The following is a 24,396-nucleotide window of genomic DNA, read 5'->3' as shown; positions in this document are numbered from 1 at the left end:
GTTTGGTCGTGCCGCTGGCCCGCCTTCCGCCGGGCGTCCGGTAGCCCTTCTAAAAATTGTACAAGGTCGGTCTCCATACCTTTTTTATGCTAAATTACAACACCTAAACTTAGAATGCAACAGCCCTGCTCTCGAGAGGGGAAGCATGGCGGCTACCTTTCCGCCTTTTATCTTTCCGTTTCCCAGCCTTCACCTTTCATTTTTCCACCTTAGGTTACGAACACTAATTTTTATAGGGTAAAAGAAGCATGGCCAGTATCCAATTAAACAACTTCTCTTATAAATTTACGGCTCTTGCCTCAGCCCTGGATTTAAAATTTTCAAAACCGAGTTGAGCTACATCTGCTTTAAAGCTTTCAAATTGTTCTGCATTCATGTTGCTTACCGGAAGCCTGAATTCGCCGCAATCTACGCCTACCAGTTTCATGTAAGATTTTCCTACTGAGATGCCGCCGTATTTTCCCAACAAACGGATCATATCAATTGCCTTTTGCTGAAGCTGTCGGGCTTTTTCCAGATTGTTATTGTTAAAAGCTTCGATCAATTCATAATACAGCGGCGCGGCGTAATTAAACGTGCTTCCAACTGCGCCCTTTGCACCCAGCACCAATGCCGAAAGCATGTTTTCATCGCGGCCCCAAAGCATGTCGTATTTGCCGTTCTGAAAAGTCATGCAGCTTTGGAAGTCCATAAAATCCTCGTGCGTGTATTTTACGCCCGTAAAGTTGGGCAGTTTTCCGTCTATTTCTTTTAAAAGGTCAAACATGGCATATCCCACGCCCGTTAAAACAGGGATATGGTAGTAATAAAAAGGCATATCGGGCACTGCGTTTGCCACTTCCATACAAGCTTGGGCAAGCACTTTAACATTTGCCGGCTTAAAATAAAAAGGGCCCGTGAACGACACGGCATACAAGCCGATCTGCTGCGCATGTTTGGCCAGTTCTATGCAATCGGCCAGACAAGTGCCGCCCAAAAAGGCCATCACTTTAAATTCAGGGTCGTGGTTGGAGCAGGCTGCCCAGGCTTCGGCAATTTTCTTTTTTTCGTTTATGGTTAGCGAAACGCCTTCGCCGGTTGAACCATTGATAAAAGCGCCTGTAATTCCGTTCTGCTTTAAAAAGTTATAGTAGGCCGGTATCCGTTCGATATTAGGTTCCCCTTCTTTATTTAAGGGACTAAAAGGGGCTGATATCAATCCCTGTAAATGTTCAAATTTCATGTATTAGATATTTTAGTTTGAGGATATTTTAATGTCCGGGTTGATTGATCTTATAAAACCGGAATGCTTCTTTTACCACTATAAAATTAACCTCAGCCCGGCCCTCTCCAAAGGAAAGGGAGCTGCCGACTGTAAAAAAGCAAATGAAGCTTGATGATTTTTAGGTGATAAAAGAAGCATGGAGACAGTTAGCTTTTTTAAATTAATATATTAATGATAAATTAAAACTGCGCATACCCCGGGTTTTGCACCAATGACCTGTTATTGGTTAGCGAACTCCTGTCAATTGGCCATAATAAGGCATAGGATTGCGAGGGCAGCAGCGTGGTATGGGCATAAACATAGCTGTCGCCAGCCCTTCTTAAATCGTACCAGCGCTTGCCTTCAAAAACGAATTCATAAAACCGCTCCTGCAAAATGGCTTCCCGCGGGTTGGCATCAATTGGCTGGTTAGGGAAACCCAATGTGGCAGCGTTATAGTTTGCACCGTAAGCCCTTGCCCGCACTAAATTAATCTCGGTTGAAGGGTCCTGTCCCAAAGCTACCTTCGCTTCTGCCATCATTAAAAGCAAATCGGCGTAACGGTAAATAGGGTAATCATTGGTGATCTGCCTTGTACCGGCATTTTGTTCACCCTGATATTTATCAGTAAAGCAGCCTGCAATTTTATAAGTGCCGTTGCTTAATTTTGAATAGCCCGGCTGGATGCTGGCCAACGTCCTGGTATCGGTACTTTTAAATTGGCGGAAGGTAGACATCTTTACAGGTGCCCGTAAAAAACCGCCCCAATTATCCGTAGTGGCATTAAACTGGCGGTTGGCAAGCGAATCATAAAAGTTTACGATCAAACTTGTCTGAGGCACAAAGCTGGTTTGTACAAAACCCATTGTTGCTTCGTTCAACTGGTAATGGCTTACAAATATCACCTCATTGTTCCCCTTATTGGCTGTAGCAAACACATTGCCGAAGGAAGATAATAGCTGCAGCGACGGAACATTAGCTTGGATATCTGTTAAAGCAGCTTTTGCAATGGTAGCATCTGCTACGCCGCCGGCCCTGTTGCCTGTCCATAAATAAACATCAGCCTTGAGCATTAAAGTTGCCGATTTTGACCAATAAGATTTTAAGTTCCTAAAAGAGTAATCAGTACCGAAACTGTTTATGGATTTGTCAATATCCGCTTTGATCAAAGCCATCACGGCATCAGCAGGTGAAGCGGCTTTTGCCAGGGAAGATATATCTAAAGTTGACCCTGATGTTGGATCTGTCTGAATGATAACTGAGCCCCAAGATCTGTATAACTGATAATAGTAGAACGCTCTCATACCGTACGCTATTCCCAGGTAATAATTTTTATTGGCGGTTGTAACAACCGAAGTTGCATTTAATTTGGAGATAAGCAAGTTAAGCTGATTGATGTTATAATAAAATCCACCAAAATTACTTACGCCTGGGTTATCCAAATTCAAGTTCTGTGTCCATAAGCGTTCCAGTCCCTGGGTAGCTTCCCCGGTAAAACTACCATTGGTGCCCGGGTCTGTTCCAAAAATATCTGCACGCATTTCGCCTAAAGTCTGGAAGGCAGAATTATTTGTCCTGAACTGTGCATGCACACCAGCAACAAAGGCATCAAATTGGTCTGCCGTTTGCCAGAAATTAGCATCTGATACACTGCTGACCGGTGCCAGGTCTAATTGCTTCCTGCATGAACTGGTCAATATCAGGATACATAATCCCGATAAAACTAAACTGATATATTTTTTCATGTAAATGCTTAATTTAATAGTTAAAAAGATGCCTGGATACCAAATACAAAGCTTTTTGGTGTTGGGTAAGTTCCCTGATAAATTCCGTTAATTAATCCTGTACTTTGGTCAATCGGGGCTTCTGGCGTTGGGCCACTGAATTTTTTTAGATAAAACAAATTCTCGCCGCTGGCATAGATCCTGGCACCTGACAGGAATTTGGTTTTGCTTAGCAGATTTTTTGGAAAATCATAAGACAAGGTAATTTCCCGGCAGGCCAGGTAATTGCCGCTTTCATAAAAATTAGAGTTATTACCGTTTAAAACAGCGGATCCGTTATTCCCTCGTGTATAATTTTGTTTGGAGCCCACTACCTGATCGGCATAATACACTTTTGGTATATTGGTAACGGTATTGGCAGGGGACCATGCCTGTTTAATCTGGTCAATATAATTAAAGGTTCCCTGATAGTTACCTAAAGTACGGGCCACCAAATCATTATAAATGGTATTACCGGTATTGTACTGGAAGCGGGTGTATAAAGAGAGGGCTTTGTAGGCAACATTGATATTGAAACCGCCCTGCCATCTCGGGTTGATATTGCCTAAGTAAACCTGGTCCCTGGAGTCAATGGTATCGTTTTTATCCACATCCTGCCAGTTTACATCGCCTGGCGTAATATGGCCGCCTTTTCCTGCTGCCAAGTTAGGTCCGGTAATCCCTGCCACATTATCAACCCGGTTGCCCGCTACTGCTGCCACATCTGCCGCATCTTTAAAAATAGACACTTGTTTATAGCCGTAGATATGGCCGGGCTCCTGGCCTTCCTGCAGGCCGCCTACCCAGATCACCTGTCCCGATTTAGGATCATAAACCTGCAGGCCGCCTTGCCTGTTATTTATGTTTCCGTTATAAGGCAGTTTTAAAACTTTGTTCCTTACATAAGATGCCGTTACACCTGCGCTTAAACGAAAGCCTTTAGGGTTATTGATGATATTGCCGTTCAGTGTAAATTCAACCCCTCGGTTTTGTAAAGTACCTAAGTTGGTTTTTAAGGTAGAAAAACCGGTATAACTTGGTAAAGACAGGTTGGTTAACAGGTCGCTGGTGATGCGGTTGTAATAATCAAAAATCAAACTGATCCTGTCTTTCAAAAACCCAATATCAGCACCAACATCGGTAGTCCTGCTTTTTTCCCAAACCAAATTATTGTTGGTTAAACCGGTATTTAAGAAAGTGCCTAAACTATTATACAATGTTTGAGAAGCATAAACGCCTTGTACATCATAATTGCCCAAACCAGCAATATTACCGTTTGTACCATAGCTTATGCGTGGTTTCAAGGTCGAAACAACTTTACTGATACCAGAATTTTCAAAGAAACCCTCTCTCACCACATCCCATCCGGCAGATATGCCCGGGAAGAAACCAAGCCTTTTCTGAAACGCCAGTTGAGATACGCCGTCTTCCCTTAATACAAAATTGAAAAGGTATTTCCGGTCATAATCGTACCCTACCCTGGTAAAAGAAGATATGATGCGGTTTTCTGACTGCGAACTGGTATTTACACCCGCATTAAATGTTGTTGATGCATTTGCTGTTGGAATTGCATCTATTGGTGCATTAATGCCATCAACCTGAATGGTTAATGCCTTCTGATCGTAGTATTCTGCGCCAAGTAACGCATTGATATGATGCTTCCCAAAATCTTTGGTATAGTTTAAAATTGCATCATACGTTTGCTGGAAGTTTCTGTTATACTGGCTGTACGATTCCCTGTTTGTATTAAATGTTGGTATTGCAGCAAAAAGCTGCGTATAAGTTTGTGTAGCCTGCTGAAAAGACTGGTTTACCGTTTGGTACAAATAGCCGCTGCCAGACACCCGTAAATATAAATCTGGGCGGATGTCCCATTTTATTGCCGCATTGGCTGCTATCCGGTCAACTTCATTGCTTCTTTTAAGCTTGTTCAGCCAATATAAAGGGTTACCATCAGTATTACTGTTGCCTGGGTTAGGTTGTGTTTGTGCAGCATCCAGCCAGGGGTTAAAGGTTGGCCATAAGGCTAAATTACGGTATAGTGTATTTATTTCTGAACCACTTGACACACCTAATTGGGATGAGGCGCTGAACGTAGCCCCGGACGATACTTCGATGTTCGGTTTTACTTTATAAGAGCCGTTCATTGTTCCCGAGTAACGGTTGTAATTGGAACCGATAATTACACCGTCCTCATTATAATAATTCAGGCTGCTGAAATACCTGCCTTTATCATTACCGCCGGTTGCGCTTAAATAATGGTCCTGCGTATGGGAGTTCCTGAACAATAAGTTTTGAATTTGCTGGCCATGGTCTTTAAAAATGATTTTATTCCCCGGATTTGCCGGGTCGTCGATATCCTGCCACCCCTGCTGCAAAAGCCCGATGTTTGATGGCGTTTCTGCACGGATATCAAAAGAAGCCGCGTTAGCAGCATCGGTCAACAAGCCGTAACCCCGGCTGGAGTTGATCTGTGCTAAAGTTCTGCTGGAATTGACGTTGCCCAGCCTGTTATAATAAATATAATCCGCTGCACTCAAGTAATGGTAATTATCCCTTTGCTTGTTGTAGCCTTCCGTAAATTTATAGGTGATCTGAGAAACGCCTGATTTGCCCTGCTTGGTAGTGATCAGGATAACGCCATTGTTTGCCCTTGCACCATAAATAGCCGTTGCAGCCGCATCCTTTAAAACATCTACAGAAGCAATATCTTCTGGCGGAATATCATTATATGCCCTGATCACACCATCAACCACCACCAATGGCGAAGTTGAACTGCTGATAGAAGCGCCGCCACGCAAAGTAATTAATGGTGTTGCGCCTGGCGCACCACTGTTATTAACCACCTGTACACCCGCAATAGTTCCCTGTAAAGCGCTGCCAATGTTTGCACGCGGTGCGGTGGCCAATACCTGGTTGTCCAGCTTTGCAACGGCACTGGTTACGGTACTGCGCGATTGCGTGCCGTAACCAACCACTACCACTTCGTTTAAAGTGTTGGAACTTTCTGCCAAAGCCACTTGAATAGTGGTGGAATTTCCTACCGTTACCTGTTTGGATACAAAACCGATCGAAGTAAAAAGCAACACGTCCCCTTTTGCGGCTTTGATTTTAAAGACACCATTTAAGTCTGTTTGTGTGCCCACGGTTGTCCCCTTTACCACCACAGAAACTGCCGGAAGGGTAATTTTGTCTTTTTCTGCGGTAACCGTTCCGGAAACAGTTCCGGTCTGGGCATGCAGAACGGTACAGAGCATTACCCCTATCACCGTTAGCAAGGGTTTAAAAAAAGTAAATTTAAGGTTCATAATATTATAGGTTATAATTTATTATGTCATACATAAAGCAATATTATTAAATTAAAATTATTAACTGCAAGTAATTAAGTTAATTTTTTTATGTTGATTATCAATTAGTTAAAATAACGCTTGCAAAATTTTATTAAAAATCCCGGAAAAAGGTTTTTAAATACGGATTACATGGAGATGGTAAATGCAAAAGCTATTTTAAATTATGGCCAACCTGCTTTAAATGCTTCTTTTATGGCATAAAAATCAGGGGCTTTTTTACAGGCACAACGGCATGGAAAAGTTAGGTGACACGCTGAAGAACCTAACGTCATAAATAAACAAACATTAAGGTTTCTAAATTTAGAAACTTTTTTTTATTTTTGGTGAAAATGATGTGAGTGAAGTATTTTGAAACAAGATTTTTAGAAAAAGCTAACGGATTTCTTGCCAAACTCGATAAAAAATTAGCACGCAAAGTATTTTACAACATTGATTTGGCAGAACAAACAAATGATCCCCAATTATTTAAAAAGCTAAAAAACGAAATCTGGGAATTTAGAAGTCAGTATTTTGGCAATCAAAACAGGCTTCTTGCTTTTTGGGACAAAACTGAACCTATTGAAACGTTGGTTTTGGCAATCTACGGGTTTGTGAAAAAAGACAATAAAGTCCCTCAAAAAGAAATTGATAAAGCCAAGCGAATCAGGGAAGAATATTTTAATAACAAAAAGAAAAAATAATTATGGCTAAGAAAGAAATGAAATCCTATTCGCTTGCCGAAATGAAAGACAGATACATCGGACAAGTTGGAACTCCCGATAGAGATGATTACGAGTATGAACTTCGGATGGACGTTTTGGGACGAATGATAAAAACAGCGCGACAAGAACGTAACCTGACCCAGGAACAGTTAGGCGAACTGATCGGTGTTCAAAAATCGCAAATCTCTAAATTAGAAAGTAGCGCAAACAGTGCAACTATTGATACAATTTTAAAAGTTTTCAAAGCTTTGAAAGCAGACATAAACTTTAACGTCAAGCTTGAAAACGAATATATTCAACTAACATAAAGAATGGCAATCGCCCAACATTGGTTTGGCAAAAAACTGGCTGGCGGATTAAACATCAATTTTTGTTTGCTATTTTGCTTCTGGTTTTTATTGCTGTTGTTTTTGGTTGATGAAAACGATGCCATGCTTCTTTTAGCACCTAAAAATTGGTGTTGCAGACTGAAGAAAAACGATGAGGTCCTAATGATTTTTAGGTGCTAAAAGAAGCATCAAAAACCACCGGTATCTACTCAATCTCCAGACAAACCAGCGCAATAAAATGAATCATAAATAAGGCTTATTTAATTTTACGCCAGAATTTACAATGCTTCTTTTATGCCTATAATTTTTATTTTCCAATAACGATACAAAAGCACATAAACCCCCTGTTTTTTTATGTGATAAAAGAAGCATGCTTAAACAGCAATAAGAATGCTTAATCGAACAAACGGGAAAAATGATTTTCAAGGTGGTTGCGCATTCCGTTCCGAAGCAATTCTGCAGAACCTTTTTCTATCAGTTCAACCAGCCCTTTATGAGAAACAAAATTCTTTAAGGCCAAATGCTTTTTAAGCAGCCCACTGTGATGGACATAATCAAAAACAGGCAACAACATTTTTTGGAAGTTTTTTAAGGTTTGGTTGCCGGTTATATCATATAATTTTCCGTGAAACTTGATCTCTTGTTCAATTTGGAACAAATAGTTCTGCGGTTTCTTCGGTTCTGATGCTACAATTGATTTTAATTCTGCAATGTCTTTAGGTGTTACACGTTGTATAATAAAGTCGGCCATTCCTATTTCCAACGAGAGGCGCATTTCAAATACTTCCTTCAGCGTACCCTCGTCCATGATCTGCGGTTTCAGGCTTTTTTGAAGAATGGAAGTAAGGTCAGGACTGGTGATGACAGAACCTTTGTGTTTTTTTGATTCGATTAAACCAATCATCCGCAGGCGCAAAAGTGCTTCGCGAATCACCGTTCGGCTAACGCCCATCGCTTCTGTAAGTTCAAGTTCTTTAGGAATAGAATCCCCTACTTTAAAATTTTTCTCGATAAAAAGTTCAATAAGGTTTTTCTCCACTTTATCTACAAGCGAACTGGTGTCAATATTTCTTAAGCTTTCTATCAGATCGTTATTTTTCATATACAAAACATACAACTTCAAATACTATATGATTATCATTGTTTTTTAAAAGAATTGTTATAAATAGTATAAACTATTACAGAATTTACAAAATAATAGATAATAAAATGAATTGAAGTAGTTTGCGTGTAAATAATACCAATCAGTTTTTACCCTTAAATCTAATGGCCTTAAGTAGTGGACTTGCCGCAAAAAACCGGAAAGGCTGCGATTTATCGCAGCTTTCCGGCAGGGTGGTCCCGACGAGAATCGAACCCATATCTAAAGTTTAGGAAACTTCTATTCTATCCGTTGAACTACGGGACCATTTATTATTTATCTTATCACGCTTCCGTTGGCAAACGCTTCCGATGGTGTTGCAAAACTAAGTTTTCCTTCGGGATTTTCGGCCATTAAAATCATCCCTTGTGATAAAATTCCTTTGATTTGGCGCGGCTCTAAGTTAACCAAAATGCTGACTTGTTTGCCGATGATCGCTTCCGGTTCAAAATATTCGGCAATTCCGGAAACGATCGTCCGCTGATCCAATCCGGTATCAATACTTAATTTAAGCAGCTTTTTTGTTTTGGCTACTTTTTCGGCAGCCAAAATCGTTCCGACACGGATATCCAACGCAGCAAACTGCTCGAATGTGATGTTTGGTTTCGCTTCAATTAAAGGCAGTTTTACCTGTTCGTTTTCCATTTTGGTGTTCAGTAATTTTTGGATTTGTGCTTCAATCTGCGCATCTTCTATCTTTTCAAAAAGCAGTTTTGCTTCACCTAAAACATGTCCTTCAGGCAATAGGTTTGCGTTTCCGGCTTTGTCCCAGTTTTGGGTTGATAGATTTAGCATGGTAAACAAAGCATCGGCACTGTTGGGCAAAAACGGCTGCGATAAAATGGCCAGGTTTGCTGCTAATTGCAAGCCAATATTTAAAACAGTTTGCACGCGTTCCGGATCGGTTTTGATGAGTTTCCACGGCTCTTCATCGGCGAGATATTTATTGCCCACGCGAGCCAGATTCATAAATTCTAACAAAGCTTCGCGGAAACGGTAATTCTCCAAAGCGTTGCCAATTTTATCCGGAAACTCTTTTAGCTGCTCGATCGCTTCCTGGTCTTGCTGCGACAAAGCACCAAGCGGCATCACTTTCCCGCCAAAATATTTGTGCGATAAAACAAGCACGCGGTTGATGAAATTGCCATAAATCGCAACCAGTTCGTTGTTGTTGCGCGCCTGAAAATCTTTCCAGGTAAAATCATTGTCTTTGGTTTCCGGCGCAGCCGAAGTCAACACATAACGCAGCACGTCCTGCTTCCCCGGAAAATCTTGTAAAAATTCTGGTAACCAAACCGCCCAATTGCGCGAAGTCGAGATTTTATCGCCTTCCAAATTCAAAAATTCGTTTGCCGGAACCTGATCTGCCAGGTGATATTCGCCGTGCGCCATCAACATCGCCGGAAAAATAATGCAATGGAAAACGATGTTGTCTTTCCCGATGAAATGCACCAGTTTGGTTTCTTCCGATTTCCAGTAATCTTCCCACGATGCTTCTTTTACCGGTATATTTTTGAGGTAGTATTCGGCTTTTTTTTCTTCGGAAAGATTAGCGTTGAGCAAATCTTTGGTTGCCGAAATATAACCGATCGGCGCATCAAACCAAACATAAAGCACTTTTCCGTCTGCGCCTTTTACCGGTACTTTTACGCCCCAGTCCAAATCGCGCGTCATGGCACGTGGCTGCAAACCGCCGTTCAGCCAGGATTTGCACTGCCCGTAAACCGTTGGCCGCCAAGCTTTCCGGCTTTCGATGTAACCTTCAATTTCGGGCTGCATTTTATCCAGCGGCAAAAACCAATTCGTCGTTTTGCGCAAAACCGGCGGCTGGCCGGACAAAGTAGAATGCGGGTTGATCAAATCCGTCGGGTTTAAAGAAGTGCCGCATTTTTCACACTGATCGCCATAAGCATTTTCGTTGCCGCAAACCGGACAAGTGCCTACAATGTAACGATCGGCCAGAAACTGCTGCGCGCTTTCATCAAAATATTGCTCGGTTAATTCTTCGGTAAAAATATTTTTATCGTACAGATTCCTGAAAAAACCCGCCGCCGTTTCGTGGTGTGTTTGCGAAGAAGTGCGGTGATATATGTTAAAAGAAATCCCAAAATCGCGGAAAGAATCGCCGATAATTTTATGATATTTATCCACCACTTCCTGCGGCGTAACGCCTTCTTTTCGCGCTTTTAGGGTGATCGGGACGCCATGCTCGTCAGATCCGCAAACAAAAATCACGTCTTTTTCTTTCAAGCGAAGGTAGCGTACATACGTATCGGCCGGAATATAAACGCCGGCCAAATGGCCAATGTGTACCGGGCCGTTGGTGTAAGGCAACGCGGCGGTTACGGTATATCTTTTTATCTGATGATCTTCCAAAGTATTTGCGGGGATATTTTTTAATTTGCAAAGATAAGCCAATTTGGCTGCCCTTAAAATTGCACACTCTGTTTTTATGAAGATTATCCAGCCACCATTCCTTAAAAAAGGAGATAAAGTTGCCCTCACTTGTCCGGCAAAAAAACTGCCGCACCCAATGACGGATGCGATTTCACTTTTAGAATCCTGGGGCTTGGAAGTTGTTTTGGGCGAAACGATAACGGCTTCTTACCACCAATTTGCCGGCAACGATGCTTTACGGGCTTCGGATTTAAGTCGATTTATAGCCGACACGAGCATCAAAGCCATTTTTGCGGCGCGCGGTGGTTACGGCACCATCCGGATTATTGACGAGGTTGATTTTATGCCGATAAAAGAAGCATCCAAATGGATCATCGGTTTTAGCGATATTACGGTTTTGCACACGCATGTTTTTTCGGTTTTCGGTTTGCAAAGTATCCACGGACAGATGCCGGTAACCATTCCGGACGGAACGGCAGCATCTCTGGAAACTTTGCGAAAAGCTTTGTTTGGAGAAGAATTGAGCTATCATTTCTCCGCAGAAAAACTAAACCGCCACGGCGAAGCACAAGGTATTTTAGTGGGCGGAAATTTATCTTTGTTGCTTGCGGTTTCCGGTTCTGTTTCTGATTTGGATTACGCCGAAAAAATTTTGTTTATAGAAGATGTTGGCGAATATTTGTACAACATTGACCGAATGATGCGGACATTAAAACGCGCCGGAAAATTGAAAAACCTGGCCGGGTTAATGGTTGGCAGCTTTACCGAACTGAAAGACAACGACATCCCGTTCGGACAAACAGCCGAAGAAATTGTTTTTGAAGCGGTTAAAGAATACAATTATCCGGTCTGCTTTAATTTTCCGGCCGGGCATATTGCTAATAACCAGGCTTTGATCTTCGGAAAAACACTAAATTTAGCTGTGCAAAAACAGCATACCACCGCAACCTATTTATAACATGGCAATTTTTGAGAACTTAGGGAAGTATAAAAATTTAGGCCTTTTGCTGATCCGCATTGGTTTAGGCATTATGTTTATTTATCATGGCGTGCCTAAATTAGCCGGCGAACCAGAACTTTGGGAGAAACTTGGCGGCGCGATGAAAGGCGTAGGCATTAGTTTTGCTCCTGCTTTTTGGGGCTTTATGGCTGCCGCTACCGAAACTTTTGGCGGTTTGCTGCTGATTATTGGCTTGGCGTTTCGCCCGGTTTGCATCCTTTTGGTTATTAATTTACTAATTGCTGCGCTGATGCATTTAGGAAAAGGCGACGGTTTGCAAGGCGCGGCGCACGCCATTGAGGATGCCATTATGTTTTTGGGCTTGCTGTTTATCGGCCCTGGCATTTACAGTGTGGATAAAAAATGAGTTGCAAATGGCTGCTTGCGGTGGTTTTTGGGTTGATCGGCTTAAAAGGGAGCAGTCAGAATATGCTGTTAAAAGGCGATTATGCTGAAGCGGTCAGCCTCAACGTAAACCAAAAGTACGTTTTTAAAACCCCAGCGGTTGGCTTTGGCCGGAAACAGGAATATCCCAAGAAAAAGAAAAACAATACCAGCTATTTGTTTGAAAAAGAGCGCAATACAAGCTGGTTTAGCTTAACGATTCCCGCCGATGGTTTTTTGACTTTTGAGATTGCGCCGCTTTCTGTGCAGGATGATTACGACTGGATGCTTTTTAAAGAGCAAACTTTTAATGCGACAGAAAGCACGATTGATTACAACCATCCGGTACGCACCAACAACAGCCGGAACGATTTTTCGGTGAGCGGGAAAACCGGTTTGAAAGATGGTTTTACCGAAAACTTTACTTCGCCCGGCCCGGGAAAAAGCTTTTCCAAACCGATTGAAGTGCACCAGGGCGAGGATTATATTTTGGTGGTTGATAATATTTATCCTGGCGGCAAAGGGTTTACGTTTACTTCCAAACTGCAAAAAGTATTGCCGTCGCAAATTCCGCCTTTGGTTGTTTCCGGAATTATTAGTGATAAAAGAAGCATGCAACCATTGCGCGCCACCATTACGGTGGAAGACACCTCCGGGAAAGTTGCGGCAATGGCAGTTTCAGATTCTTTGACCGGAAAATTCAGTTTAAAAATTCCTACGGGAAGCAATTATACCGTTGCCATTGATAAGCAAGGCTACGTTTTGCTCAATGATTTTTTGCCGGTAAAAACAGCATTGCAACCACAGAATTATCAACTGCAAAAACTGCAAACGGATGCACATATCACCTTTTACAACATCCGCTTTTTGCCGAACAGCGCCGTTATCCTCAACACGTCCGGCTCGGATTTAAACCGTTTGCTTCATTTTTTAGAGCAGGAAAAGGACTGGAAGATCCAAATCATCGGCCATACCAACGCCAATGTTTTTACCGACGAACGCTATTTGCAACGCCTGTCTGAAAGGCGCGCTTGGGCCATCAAAAACTTTTTGTTGAACCGTGGCATCGCCAGCGAACGGATGCGCTGTTTTGGTTTAGGCGGAAAACACCCGCTTTACGACAACAAAAAACCCGAAGAAGCCATAAGGAACCTTCGGGTTGAGATTGTGTTGGAAAGGTGAGTTAAGCAAAGCCTAACTTAAAAATTTAATATCCCGGATTTTGCTGCGCTTTCAACGTTGGGTTAGCTGTTATTTCCTATTTCTTGGGCCTGCCCTGTTCCTTCCGCTTTACAACATTAGCCTGCGTTTGCTTGTTTAATTATAAATCCTAAAATTTTTCTATGCTTCTTTTAGCACCTAAAAATTAGTGCTGCACCTGTTTCTGAAAAAAGCAAAACTCTAATACCAATTTTTAGGTGCTAAAAGAAGCATCAAAAACAAGTTTTCATAATTCGGCTAAGCCTGCCTTTTACACAAAAACATACTCAGGCCAAACATTAACCCTCCCCAAAAAATTATTTTCATTTATTTAGTACTATGTATTGCATATTACAATCTTAAACCTATATCTTTGCAATATGATATTGGAAAACACGCAAACCCAAATGAGGAAGGGCATACTGGAATACTGTATCCTCGCCATTATTTCCCGTGGGGAAATTTATGCCTCGGATATTATTGCCGAATTAAAAACCGCAAAACTGCTGGTGGTGGAAGGAACGCTGTACCCGCTGCTGACGCGGTTAAAAAACAACGGCCTGCTCAGTTACAACTGGGTCGAATCCACTTCCGGGCCACCACGAAAATATTACCAGCTCACAAATGAAGGCTCCGTCCTGCTTAAACAACTGGACGCAACCTGGCAAGAGCTTTCTTTCGCGGTAGAAGTATCCTTAAAAGCAAGAAACAATAACCGATAAACCATCAAACCTCATACCCCACACCATGAACAAAACAATTATCATCAATATAAACTGTATCATTTTTCATATCGAAGAAGATGCTTACGACATCCTGAAAAACTACATGACCGGCATTAAAAAGCATTTTGCCAGTTCGGACGACAGCTTAGAAATTACAACCGATATCGAAAACCGCATCGCCGAAATGTTCTCCGAACTTTTAAGGCGCGAAGGCAAACAGGTAATCGTTACCACAGACGTAACCGCGGTAATTTTACAAATGGGCACGATCGAAGATTTTTCGACCGGAGAACAAGAACCTGCTTTTACGCCCGGCGCAACAGACCAAACCAATGAACGCAGGTTGTTCCGCGACCCGGACGACCATTTGATTGGCGGCGTTGCAGCCGGTATGGCCAATTATTTTGGTATCGAAGCGCTTTGGGTACGCCTGATTTTTGTGGTTTCGCTTTTTGGTGCCGGCAGTGGTTTGCTGGTTTACATTATCCTTTGGGCCATTATCCCACGCGCCAACACCAGGGCAGAAAAAATGGCCATGAAAGGAGAACGTGCAGATTTACAAGGCTTTAAACGCAATTTTGATGAAGAGTTAAAAAACATTAAACAGTCTTTGTCCAACGCCAACCGCGAAGCCAAGCCTTTTGTTTACAAAATCAGGGATTTTATCGGCGAGTTTTTTTTGCTCTTGCAACGCTTTTTTAGGGGAAGCGGCAAAATCCTTTTAAAACTGATTGGTTTGGTTATCATCGTTGCATGTGCCTGTGCTTTAATTGGTTTACTGGTTTCCATCGTGGTTTTTTCTGCCAACCAATCCATGTTTGTGCATGGTTTTTCGCCTTTTAACATCGTTGACTACAAGTTTAGCAACATCTTATATGTGTGCGGTTTTCTGGTTTGCGCCATCCCATTGTTTGGTTTGATCCTTTTTACCATCCGTATCGTTTTTTCCAGGAATGTTTTGGGCAGGTCTATTGGTTTTATCCTGTTGATCGGCTGGATTGCCGCCGTAAGCACTTTGGCTTTTTATGCCACCAAAATAGCGGCCGATTTTAGGTACACGGCCAGTTTTAACCAGAACATGGATATTATGCAAACGCAAAGCCAGCATTATTTCCTCAAAATAAACACGGCCAAAATATTGACCAAAGAAGACAGCGCAACATTGGGCATCAAAAAAAATGATTTTGCCAACCGCATTATTGTAAACATGAACAATGAAAACGACAGCGACATCCAGCCAAACAATGTTTCTTTGTCTATTCAGAAAAGTGAAAATGAATTTCCTTCTCTGACAGAATCTTATCACGCAAAAGGCTCCAACTATCAGGAAGCTTTGCTGAATGCGCGCAACACGCAGTACAATTTTATGCAGGAAGATTCGGTCATTAAGTTCGACCGTAAATTAATACTGATAAAAAAAGCATCGTGGCGCGATCAAAAGATTAATTTAACGCTGAAGCTTCCTTTAAATTCCATCATTACCATTGATGAAAGTTTAGATATTATTTTGCGCGATGTGGATTTGTACAGTTGCTACAACCAGGACGACAAAAACTGGGGCAAACGCCTGGCCAAATTCAAGATGACGGAAACTGGCTTGGTTTGTTTAAAAGATTCTACCAAACACCAGGAAGAAGGGCAATAATTCCTGTCGCCTTGTCATTCCGATCTGAAGGGAGGAATCTTCTTCAAAGCAGGATTATGCCTTTTTGGTTTGAAGAAGATCCCTCCTAACATCGGGATGACAAAGCGCAGAAATGCAAAGCGCTATTTTCTAACTTTCTAACTTTCGGTCTTCCCAACTTCCTGACTTTTCGAATGCTTCTTTTATCGCCTAAAAAATATTTTTCAAAAGCTGTAACCAAACCGTTACTTCCTGCATCTTAACCACAAATACCGCGGATAAAATAAACACAACCCAGGTTCAAACGGCCACCAGAACCTGATTTTAATAAAACCCTGGTTTTTAAAATTTAAAAAAAGAAGGTTTCTTCTTACGGGGGATTGCTTTGCTAAAAAATTATTGACATGAACAAAACTTTAACTTTATCCATGCTTCTTTTATCACACCTTTTTTGGTTTGGGTTAAAAGCATCGGCACAAAACAAACCAGCCGGAACCATTGCCGGAATGGTGAAAGACAATCAGCAAAAACCGCTGGGCTACGCTACCATCAGTTTGCTGAAAGCCAAAGATTCTTCCTTGGTAAAAGGGGCATTGACCGATGACAACGGCGCTTACAAAATTACCGGCGCGGCAAATGGCAGCTATTTGGTTTCAGTAAGCATGATTGGCTATCAAAAGGTTTTTTCCAAACCTTTTGCCATCAGCGAAGGCAATGCTTCTTTTACGGTAGAAAAATTGGTATTGGAAGCCGGAGGCCAGCAATTGAAAGGCGTTTCTATCGTGGCGCAAAAGCCGCTGATCGAACATAAAATTGACCGGACGGTGCTGAATGTAGAAAACAGCGTGCTAGCTGCAGGCAATAACGCACTGGAAATTTTACAGAAAGCGCCCGGCGTTACTTTGGACAAAGACGACAACATCAGCCTGAAAGGCAAACAAGGCGTTACCGTGATGATTGACAATAAACTGACTTATCTTTCTTCGGCACAACTGGCTACTTTGCTGCGTTCTACGGATGGCAATTCGATCCAGTCTATCGAAATCATCACCAATCCTTCTGCCAAATACGATGCAGCCGGAAACTCGGGGATCATCAACATTAAAATGAAGAAAAACAAAAGTTCTGGCACCAACGGCAGCCTGATTTTGGGTGCCGGATATGGCGCTTATCCCAGGACCAGTGAATCCCTCACCCTAAACCACAAAGAAGGCAGGTTTAACTTTTTTGGTTCGTACAATCACGGCAACCGCGATTGGTATAACGAACTTGATATCGACCGTGTAGTTGGCAGCAGTAATAACACCACTTTTTTTAACCAGAAAACGTTTATTAAACAAATCAGTTATTCCAACAATTACCGTTTCGGAACGGATTACGATATTACCAAAAAACATACCATCGGATTTGTAGTAAATGGTTATTTTAATGGCGAAAATAATAACAACATCGCTAATACGCTGATTGGCGCACGTGAAGGCGTTACAGATTCGTTGCAAAAAACCTATTCAAACCTGCACCAAACGTATAAAAACTTCGCTTTTAACTTAAACGACCGCTTGCAATTGGATACTGCCGGGCAGGAACTGGCTATTGATTTGGATTATTCAAAATTCAACAACAACAACATTGCCCAATACAATACCGATTTCTTTTTGGCCGATGGCAATACCCAGCGTACGCCGTTATCGTTGCGCAATCAGGCACCGTCTGTCATCAACATCAAAACCGGCAAAGCAGATTATACCAAAAACATCAAGAAAATTGGCAAGCTGGAAGCCGGTATCAAACTAAGCGATGTACAAACAGATAATGATTTGCAGGCGCAAAAACTGGCTGGCAGCAGCGGTTATATCAACGATACAGCCCGCACCAACCGCTTTGTTTATACCGAAAAAATCAGCGCGGCTTATATCAATTTAAGCCATACTTTTAAAAAGCTTTCGGTACAAGTTGGTTTGCGTGCAGAAAATACGCACTCCAATGGAAACCTGGTTACCACAAACCAGGTGGTTGACCGGAATTATTTAAACTTTTTTCCAAGTCTGTTTTTGCAGGAAAGCATCAATGCCAAAAATGATGTCGGTTTTACTTACAGCCGCAGGATTGACCGGCCGAGTTATGATAACTTGAACCCGTTTGTTTATTATTTAGACCAATACACTTACAGCCAGGGCAACCCGTTTTTAAAGCCGCAGTACACGCAATCTTTCGAGCTGAATTATACTTACAATAAAGCCATTAACGTAAGTTTGAGCTACAGCCGAACCACGGATGTGATTACCGAAGTTATCAAAACGGTAAATAAAGCTTCGTTTGATACACAGTTAAACCTGCAAACCCAAAACGCTTACAGCCTTAACATCAATGCGCCTTTTACCTTTACCAAATGGTGGACGGGCAACTTAAACTTCAACGGTTTTTATCTGGGCTTTAAGTCTGATTCATTGCTTGGCAGCAGTTTAAGCAGAGGCAAGGCCGCTTTTCAGGCCAAAGTGTTGCAAACCTTCTTATTTGGCAAAGGCTTTAAAGCAGAACTTTCCGGTGATTATCAATCGCCGCTGGTTTATGGGGTGTTTAATATCAGGCCACAATATGCCATTGATGGCGGCTTGAGCAAATCCTTCGCCAATAAAAAAGCCAATGTTAAGCTTTCGGTAAGCGATATTTTTAATACGCGCACCAACAACCTCAGCAGCAATTACTCAAACACAAACATCTACATTTACCAAAAGCGCGACACGCGTGTGGCCTTGCTTACGCTGACCTACAACTTTGGCAACAGCAAACTGACACCAACCCGCCGCCACAACAGCGGTGCCGATGCCGAAAAAAACCGCGTAAAAAGCGGAGGCTAAATTTGAAGAAAAGGAAAAGAAACTTATAAATTTTAATGATGAAGAGTAATCGAACATGCAAATGCTTAGATGGACGGGTTTTAAGGGCCTGGTCATTAGGTATGAAACCTTGGTTAGGAACTGGATGGCGATGCACTGGATAGCCTTTTCTGTGTTTTTCCTTAGAAGAACAAAAAAAATAAAAGTTTAAACAACTTCAAAGAGTAGGGGCAATTTTACATCTAAAAAAAAATGAAAAAGATCAAACTTGATCCATCGGCATGGACAAACAAACCATTGCTAAACTGGACGAAAGACAGCTTCAAGAAATCTTAGGAGGAACTGTTGCTGATTTTGCAGCAACTTCTGGAGACTGTACCAATGGTAGTTCTAACTGTGGATTAACAGGCGGTTCAGGTGATTGCAACGCCGGAATCAGTAAATGCTAAATTCCATTTAAAGAATCGGGTATAGAAATCTGTACCTGATACTTATTTTAAAAGATTTAGTACGGTGTAACTTTTTTTATTGATAAATCTAATCTGCTTATATATGAATTTAGTGTTTAAAAGAGGAAGTATATTAAGCTTTCTTTTATTTTTCAGCATAATTTATCAAAGTGCAGCACAGGCTATTTCTGGTAGGGTAATAGAAACTGGGGGCAAGGGAATTGAAAATGCAAACATAACAGTTTTTAATGCTACAGATTCAAGTGCTGTAAAATATGGAGTAAGTGATAAAGAAGGTTATTTCGAGCTCACTAATTTAAGTAATGGCGTATTTATCATTAAAGTATCGTGCATAGGCCACCAAACTCAGTTATTAAATAATATTAAGTTTAACAGTGCTTCCGTTAAATTATCCGATATCATTCTTGGCGCACAGTTAAAAGAGTTACGTGGAGTCACTATTGTTCAAAAACCACCCGTTCTCCAACGAAAAGTTGACCGGTTAATATTTAACCTAAACAGCACCATAATGGCGAATGGTTCTTCCCTCTTTGAAGCTTTGCGCGTGGCACCTCTTTTAACGGTTTCCGACAACAGTGTTTCTATGGTGGGCAAAGGAAGTATGGGGGTTATGGTAAATGAGAAACTAATAAACTTAAGCGGAACAGACCTGACTAATTACCTGAAAACACTACGGTCTGAAAATGTGGAAAAAATCGAAATCATAACCGCCCCTCCGGCAAAATATGAGGCGCAGGGGAATGCTGGCTTGATTAACATTGTTTTAAAGAAAAACGAATCTTTAGGATGGCGTGGGTCATTAAGTTCGTCGTTTATGCAGCAAACCTACACCTCCTATAACAACAATCTGGCTCTTTTTTTTCGGTCAAAAAAAGTTAGCAGTTCTTTCACCTTTAACCAATCAAATAATCATGGCATTATTGTTGAATCAAACGATATAACCGGGCAGCCTAACCCAATCCTTAGCAATGGCCAACGTGTAACAACTACACCAAATCTGCAGGCCAGTTTAAGTATTGATTATGAGGTAAACAAACACAATAACATCGGCTTTATTTATAATATATCAGACAGCAAAGCCCACATTATTTCAAATAATAAGAGCAGCTTTAATACAAGTAATACTGTCGACTCGGTTTTGAACACTACAGCCGAAATTTCAAGACCCTTATTCACACAGACTTTAAATATATACCATGATTTAAAGATTGATTCCACCGGGAAGAAATTAAATAGTTCTGTAAATTTTTTTACGAACAAACCTGAAATAAGAAATAATTTTATTTCTGAATCCGAAAACACCTATGCTACAGTCCGAAATAATAGCTTTTCAAAATATAATATCTGGTCCATCCAATCAGATTTAACATTGCCTTATAAATGGGCAACAATAGAAACAGGTGTTAAATATGCCATTTTTAATAATAGTGCTGATGTGGAATACTTTAATTATGTTCACGAAAATTTTTTGTTAGATAACACGCGTAGTAACGAATTCAACTATACAGAAAATAACCTGGCCTCCTATTTCAGCATGGAATCTGAATTATCGAAAAAATGGACGGCCAAAGCAGGATTACGCTATGAGTATACTATGATGGATGGTTATTCTCCTACTTTAGACCAGCGTAATAAACGAAATTATGGCACCTTATTTCCCACAACCTATATTGTTTATAAAGCTAATGAGAATGATGTTTTTTCTTTAAATTATTCGAGGAGGATCAACCGCCCTGGCCTAAATTTCTTAAACCCTTTCGCATTTTATTCCAATATTTATAGTTATTCCATCGGAAATCCACTTCTGCTGCCTTCTTATAGTAACAATATGGAGCTCAGCTATCTATACAAAGGCATGTTCTCCTTTACTGTATCTACACAACACACTAGTGATCTATTTTCAGCAATTACAACGGTTAAAGGTCCCTCAGTGGTCTCAATGATAGAAAACTATTTATCTCAGGATAACCTGGGGGTCTATGCATCCTTTAACCGGGCATTATTTAAATGGTGGGACAATAGCAGCTCTGCCACTTTTTTCTTCGTATCCTCAAAATCTAAAATAAAAAACATTCCCACTCATAATGGAGCTTCTGCATCATTTAGTGTCAATAATAGTTTCAAGGCAACTCCCAAGTTGAGTTTTTATGTTAATTACCGTCAAACTCTTCCCTCAACCAATGGAAACGTTTACACATACAGCCAAAGTAATTTAACAACTGGAGCCAGACTAAGGTTACTCAGCAACAATTTGATAATAAGCTCATCCTTTTTTCTTGGTACAGTAAGCAAATATGATATATATTTTAGTGATTTTGTGCAGGCCATAAAAACGGACTATGATTATAAAACCTTCAATCTTGGTCTTACCTATTTATTCGGAAGATCGAAAGTCTCCGGAAACAACAAGAACATATCTTTTGATGAAAAAGGAAGAGTTCAAAAGTAACATGATTGAAGTTGTTTAAACTTTTTTCTGCCCCTCTTTTTTTAGGGTGATACTTCTTTTATCGCCTAAAAACCTTAACCGTTTGGTTTTTTTGATTGAATAAATGCAGGCAGGAACCAATTTTTACCTGGTAAAAGAAGCATGGCATTTTCTTTATGTACAAATTTAAACAGGGTGCTAAAAGTTTAAACAACTTCGTTTTTAATTATTGCACCATAAAAACAGCATTGGCAAAAAGCAGTTTGCCATTCTCCCAAAAGCTGCGGAACAATGGGTCGTCGGCCAGGTAAACCACCGCGCCGCGGCCCATATCCTGCACGCCAAGCAGCAACCCGTCCTGCAAATGTGCTTTCACTTTTTGTCCGGCAAAACCAGCCACGTAAGCGTTTTTTTGAATTGTGCCCACGTTCCAGCCATCTTCCAAAAACTGGTACAAATTATCATCCTGCTTTAAAGTGTAGTAATAATTGGGGAAACCGAAAGCCAGCGGATGCGTGTTGTCCAGATTGATTTTGTAAATAGCACCCGCAATATTTTCGCTGATGGAATTGCGTTCCCTACTGCCAAAGGCTTTGATTTGCTCGTAAGGTTTCTTTTTTGCGTTTGGTTTTGTATCGTCGTTGGCATCCGGTTTTTTGTCTTCTTTTAGTTTTAGGCCGAAGCTTTTTTTACCGGCAACTTTTGTAAGCGCGTTTTCCATCAAAATCAGTTTGCCGCCGCTGCTTACCCAGTTTTGCAAATCTTCTGCCAGAAAATCAGGATAGTTGCCATCGGGGAAAATCGCCACATCAAAATCGCCCCATTTTACACGGCCCAAATCGCGCTCGTTTACCAAATTTACCGGATAATGCAGTTCGTTTTCAAAATAAAACCAAACTTCGCCAAAAGCAGCAGCCGAAACACCTTCGCCGGTAACCAGCATCACTTTGGGTTTGGTGATGGCATGAACGGTAGAAAAACCTAAATCGTTGCCCTTCTCCACAAAACCAGAGCTTAAAGGCGTTAAATTTCGGTTGAAAGTTTTGGCTATGGATTGCACCGTTTCATCAAAAGTTTTTTCCAGTTCTTTGTTTCCCGCACGGGTAATGATAAGCGAACCGGGATCAAAACTTTTGCCGGCAGCCGTAAAAGCCTTTTCGGTAACGCGCACTTTTACGTTTTTCTGCATCAGCGCAGCCAGAAACTTTACGTCATCTGCCGATTTCCAATTGCATACATAAGCGTAACTGGCTTTGTTTTGATTATATGGCTCTGTTGTTTTCATCGAAGCCGACTGTGGACGCAATGCTTCTTTTATGCCATAAGTTTTGGTGCCGTAAACGTAAGGCAAACTCCAGGCGGTGATATCGTAGGTGTTAGAATCGGTCAAAAAAGTTTTTGGCTCCATCAGCACGTTCAACAAAACTGCTTTTGGCTGCGCCGAAGGGATTACCATATCGTTTGCTTCAACCTTAAATTTTTCTGTTTTCCCGCTGAAGTAATTGAAGCCACTTGCCGCACCTCCACCGCCAAAACCATATTGGATACTGTTTTTATCGAACAATTTTGCGAGTGCTTTCAGCTTGTCTGGGTTTTCATTTTTCACCACATAAGTTTTAAACTCGCCCGGCGGATTGCTTTTGGCACGGTCAAAAAACGCTTTAAACTCCGTCAGTAGTTTTTTGGTGTTTGCCGAAGCAACTTCCACCGTACTTAAGCTGGTGGTTAAGTGATGCGCAATACGGTCAGACAGTTTCAAGGTATCGCCTGCAGCCGTTCTGATGGCCAAACCAGCACCGATGCCGCCCTGCTCAAAAGTCATGCCGATGGAACCGCTATAAAGCGGGTAAGTATCGCCGTAAGATGGATACAGCAAATCGAACTCTTGTTTGGTAAAATACAGCCAGCCGTTTTGGTCGAAATATTTGGCGTTGTTTTTCCCGATGGTAGTTTGGAATTCGCGCTGCCAGGGCGTAATATTTTTATGAAAAGGCTCGGCAGCGGGCGCAAAATAATAAGGCGCGTTGTAGCCCTGCTCGTGGAAATCAACATGCACTTCTGGCAGCCATTTGTTGTACAAAGCCAGTTTTTCCTGCGATTCTTTTTGCGTTTGCCAGGCCCAGTCGCGGTTCATGTCAAAATCATAATGGTTGTAGCGGCCGCCCGGCCAGGGTTCGCGGTGTTCGCGCGCGGCCGGGTCGGCATCCGGCGGTGTGGCATGAATTGGGTTGTAAAAATTAACATAACGCTCGCGGCCATCCGGGTTTTGGCAAGGATCAATCACCACAACCGTATGTTGAAGCCAGTTTTTAGTTTTTGTGTTGGAAGGGTCAACCATTTCGTACAACATTTCCATCGCCGCTTCGCTGGAGCTGGGTTCGTTGCCGTGGATGTTATAATTTAGCCAAACAATGGCCGGAAAATCCGTACTTCCCTGACCGGAACCCAGTCCTGCCAACTTTAAATTATTCTGGCGGATGTCTTCCAAGCGGCCAATATTTTCTTCCGAAGCAATAAACGCAGCCAAAAGCGGCCGTCCTTCACTCGTGCTGCCGTACTGCACCAATTTTACATTTTTTGAAACCTGGGCGATGTACCTGAAATATTCGGCAATGCGGTAATGTTGCGTAAACCTATCGCCCAAAGCATAACCTAAAAATTCGGCCGGCGACTGGAGTTTTTGTGCTTGTAAAATTGCAGCCCAAAAAAGTATCGGTAAAAACAGTATCAGTTTTTTCATGGAAAGGGAAAATATTTCAAGAAGACTAAGCTATTGATTTTTGTGTAGGATTAGGATTTGTAAA

At 41.6% G+C, this 24,396-nt stretch carries 16 protein-coding genes and 1 tRNA gene; 10 read left to right on the top strand and 7 right to left on the bottom strand.

The window, feature by feature from the left end; genetic code table 11:
- Positions 1-277: 277 nt before the first annotated feature.
- The 3 genes from V5804_RS04785 to V5804_RS04775 form a co-directional block, all read right to left on the bottom strand.
- Positions 278-1,222 (bottom strand): dihydrodipicolinate synthase family protein, encoded by a 945-nt coding sequence (locus V5804_RS04785; protein WP_369590237.1) that lies wholly within the window; start codon positions 1,220-1,222, stop codon positions 278-280.
- 221 nt (positions 1,223-1,443) lie between these two features.
- On the bottom strand, positions 1,444-2,988 hold the full coding sequence (gene nanU, locus V5804_RS04780) for a SusD family outer membrane lipoprotein NanU (protein WP_369590236.1): 1,545 nt from the start codon (positions 2,986-2,988) through the stop codon (positions 1,444-1,446).
- A 20-nt stretch (positions 2,989-3,008) separates the two neighbouring features.
- Positions 3,009-6,314 (bottom strand): SusC/RagA family TonB-linked outer membrane protein, encoded by a 3,306-nt coding sequence (locus tag V5804_RS04775; RefSeq protein WP_369590235.1) that lies wholly within the window; start codon positions 6,312-6,314, stop codon positions 3,009-3,011.
- A 380-nt stretch (positions 6,315-6,694) separates the two neighbouring features.
- Here V5804_RS04775 and V5804_RS04770 point away from each other — a divergent pair, with 380 nt between their 5' ends.
- Entirely contained in the window at positions 6,695-7,036 is a 342-nt protein-coding gene (locus V5804_RS04770; RefSeq protein ID WP_369590234.1) for a type II toxin-antitoxin system RelE/ParE family toxin, read from the top strand.
- A 2-nt stretch (positions 7,037-7,038) separates the two neighbouring features.
- Positions 7,039-7,365, top strand: coding sequence for a helix-turn-helix domain-containing protein (locus tag V5804_RS04765; RefSeq protein WP_369590233.1), 327 nt, complete (start codon positions 7,039-7,041; stop codon positions 7,363-7,365).
- 415 nt (positions 7,366-7,780) lie between these two features.
- On the opposite strand, the gene V5804_RS04760 is transcribed toward V5804_RS04765, so the two are convergent.
- The 3 genes from V5804_RS04760 to metG all read right to left on the bottom strand — a co-directional run bounded on the left by V5804_RS04760 (position 7,781) and on the right by metG (position 10,903).
- Entirely contained in the window at positions 7,781-8,488 is a 708-nt protein-coding gene (locus V5804_RS04760; RefSeq protein ID WP_369590232.1) for a FadR/GntR family transcriptional regulator, read from the bottom strand.
- A gap of 234 nt (positions 8,489-8,722) precedes the next feature.
- A tRNA-Arg gene (locus V5804_RS04755) sits at positions 8,723-8,794 on the bottom strand.
- Between the two features lie 9 nt (positions 8,795-8,803).
- Positions 8,804-10,903, bottom strand: coding sequence for a methionine--tRNA ligase (gene metG, locus V5804_RS04750; protein ID WP_369590231.1), 2,100 nt, complete (start codon positions 10,901-10,903; stop codon positions 8,804-8,806).
- 76 nt (positions 10,904-10,979) lie between these two features.
- On the opposite strand from metG, the gene V5804_RS04745 reads away from it, so the two are divergent.
- From V5804_RS04745 to V5804_RS04710, 8 genes are all read left to right on the top strand, one after another.
- The gene (locus V5804_RS04745; protein WP_369590230.1) at positions 10,980-11,882 is read left to right on the top strand and encodes an LD-carboxypeptidase; all 903 of its coding nucleotides are present in this window, start codon (positions 10,980-10,982) and stop codon (positions 11,880-11,882) included.
- Between the two features lies 1 nt (position 11,883).
- On the top strand, positions 11,884-12,291 hold the full coding sequence (locus tag V5804_RS04740) for a DoxX family protein (protein WP_369590229.1): 408 nt from the start codon (positions 11,884-11,886) through the stop codon (positions 12,289-12,291).
- Positions 12,288-13,490 carry an OmpA family protein gene (locus V5804_RS04735; RefSeq protein ID WP_369590228.1) on the top strand — a complete coding sequence of 401 codons (1,203 nt, stop codon included), beginning with the start codon at positions 12,288-12,290 and terminating at the stop codon, positions 13,488-13,490. The genes V5804_RS04740 and V5804_RS04735 overlap by 4 nt, the downstream gene beginning before the upstream one ends.
- Positions 13,491-13,888: 398 nt before the next feature.
- Positions 13,889-14,230, top strand: coding sequence for a PadR family transcriptional regulator (locus V5804_RS04730; RefSeq protein ID WP_369590227.1), 342 nt, complete (start codon positions 13,889-13,891; stop codon positions 14,228-14,230).
- Between the two features lie 25 nt (positions 14,231-14,255).
- Positions 14,256-15,878: a PspC domain-containing protein gene (locus V5804_RS04725; protein ID WP_369590226.1), complete on the top strand. Its 1,623-nt coding sequence runs from the start codon at positions 14,256-14,258 to the stop codon at positions 15,876-15,878.
- Positions 15,879-16,261: 383 nt separating this feature from the next.
- Entirely contained in the window at positions 16,262-18,715 is a 2,454-nt protein-coding gene (locus V5804_RS04720; RefSeq protein ID WP_369590225.1) for an outer membrane beta-barrel protein, read from the top strand.
- Between the two features lie 260 nt (positions 18,716-18,975).
- A complete protein-coding gene (locus tag V5804_RS04715; RefSeq protein WP_369590224.1) occupies positions 18,976-19,143 on the top strand; it encodes a class I lanthipeptide in 168 nt (55 codons plus the stop codon).
- 103 nt (positions 19,144-19,246) lie between these two features.
- Positions 19,247-21,613 (top strand): TonB-dependent receptor, encoded by a 2,367-nt coding sequence (locus V5804_RS04710; RefSeq protein WP_369590223.1) that lies wholly within the window; start codon positions 19,247-19,249, stop codon positions 21,611-21,613.
- 205 nt (positions 21,614-21,818) lie between these two features.
- Here V5804_RS04710 and V5804_RS04705 read toward each other — a convergent pair whose 3' ends face one another.
- The gene (locus V5804_RS04705) at positions 21,819-24,332 is read right to left on the bottom strand and encodes a M14 family metallopeptidase (RefSeq protein ID WP_369590222.1); all 2,514 of its coding nucleotides are present in this window, start codon (positions 24,330-24,332) and stop codon (positions 21,819-21,821) included.
- Positions 24,333-24,396 lie beyond the last annotated feature (64 nt).

It is taken from the genome of Mucilaginibacter sp., assembly GCF_041088075.1.
Lineage (GTDB): Bacteria > Bacteroidota > Bacteroidia > Sphingobacteriales > Sphingobacteriaceae > Mucilaginibacter_A.
This window is presented reverse-complemented; position numbering and strand designations above follow the sequence as displayed.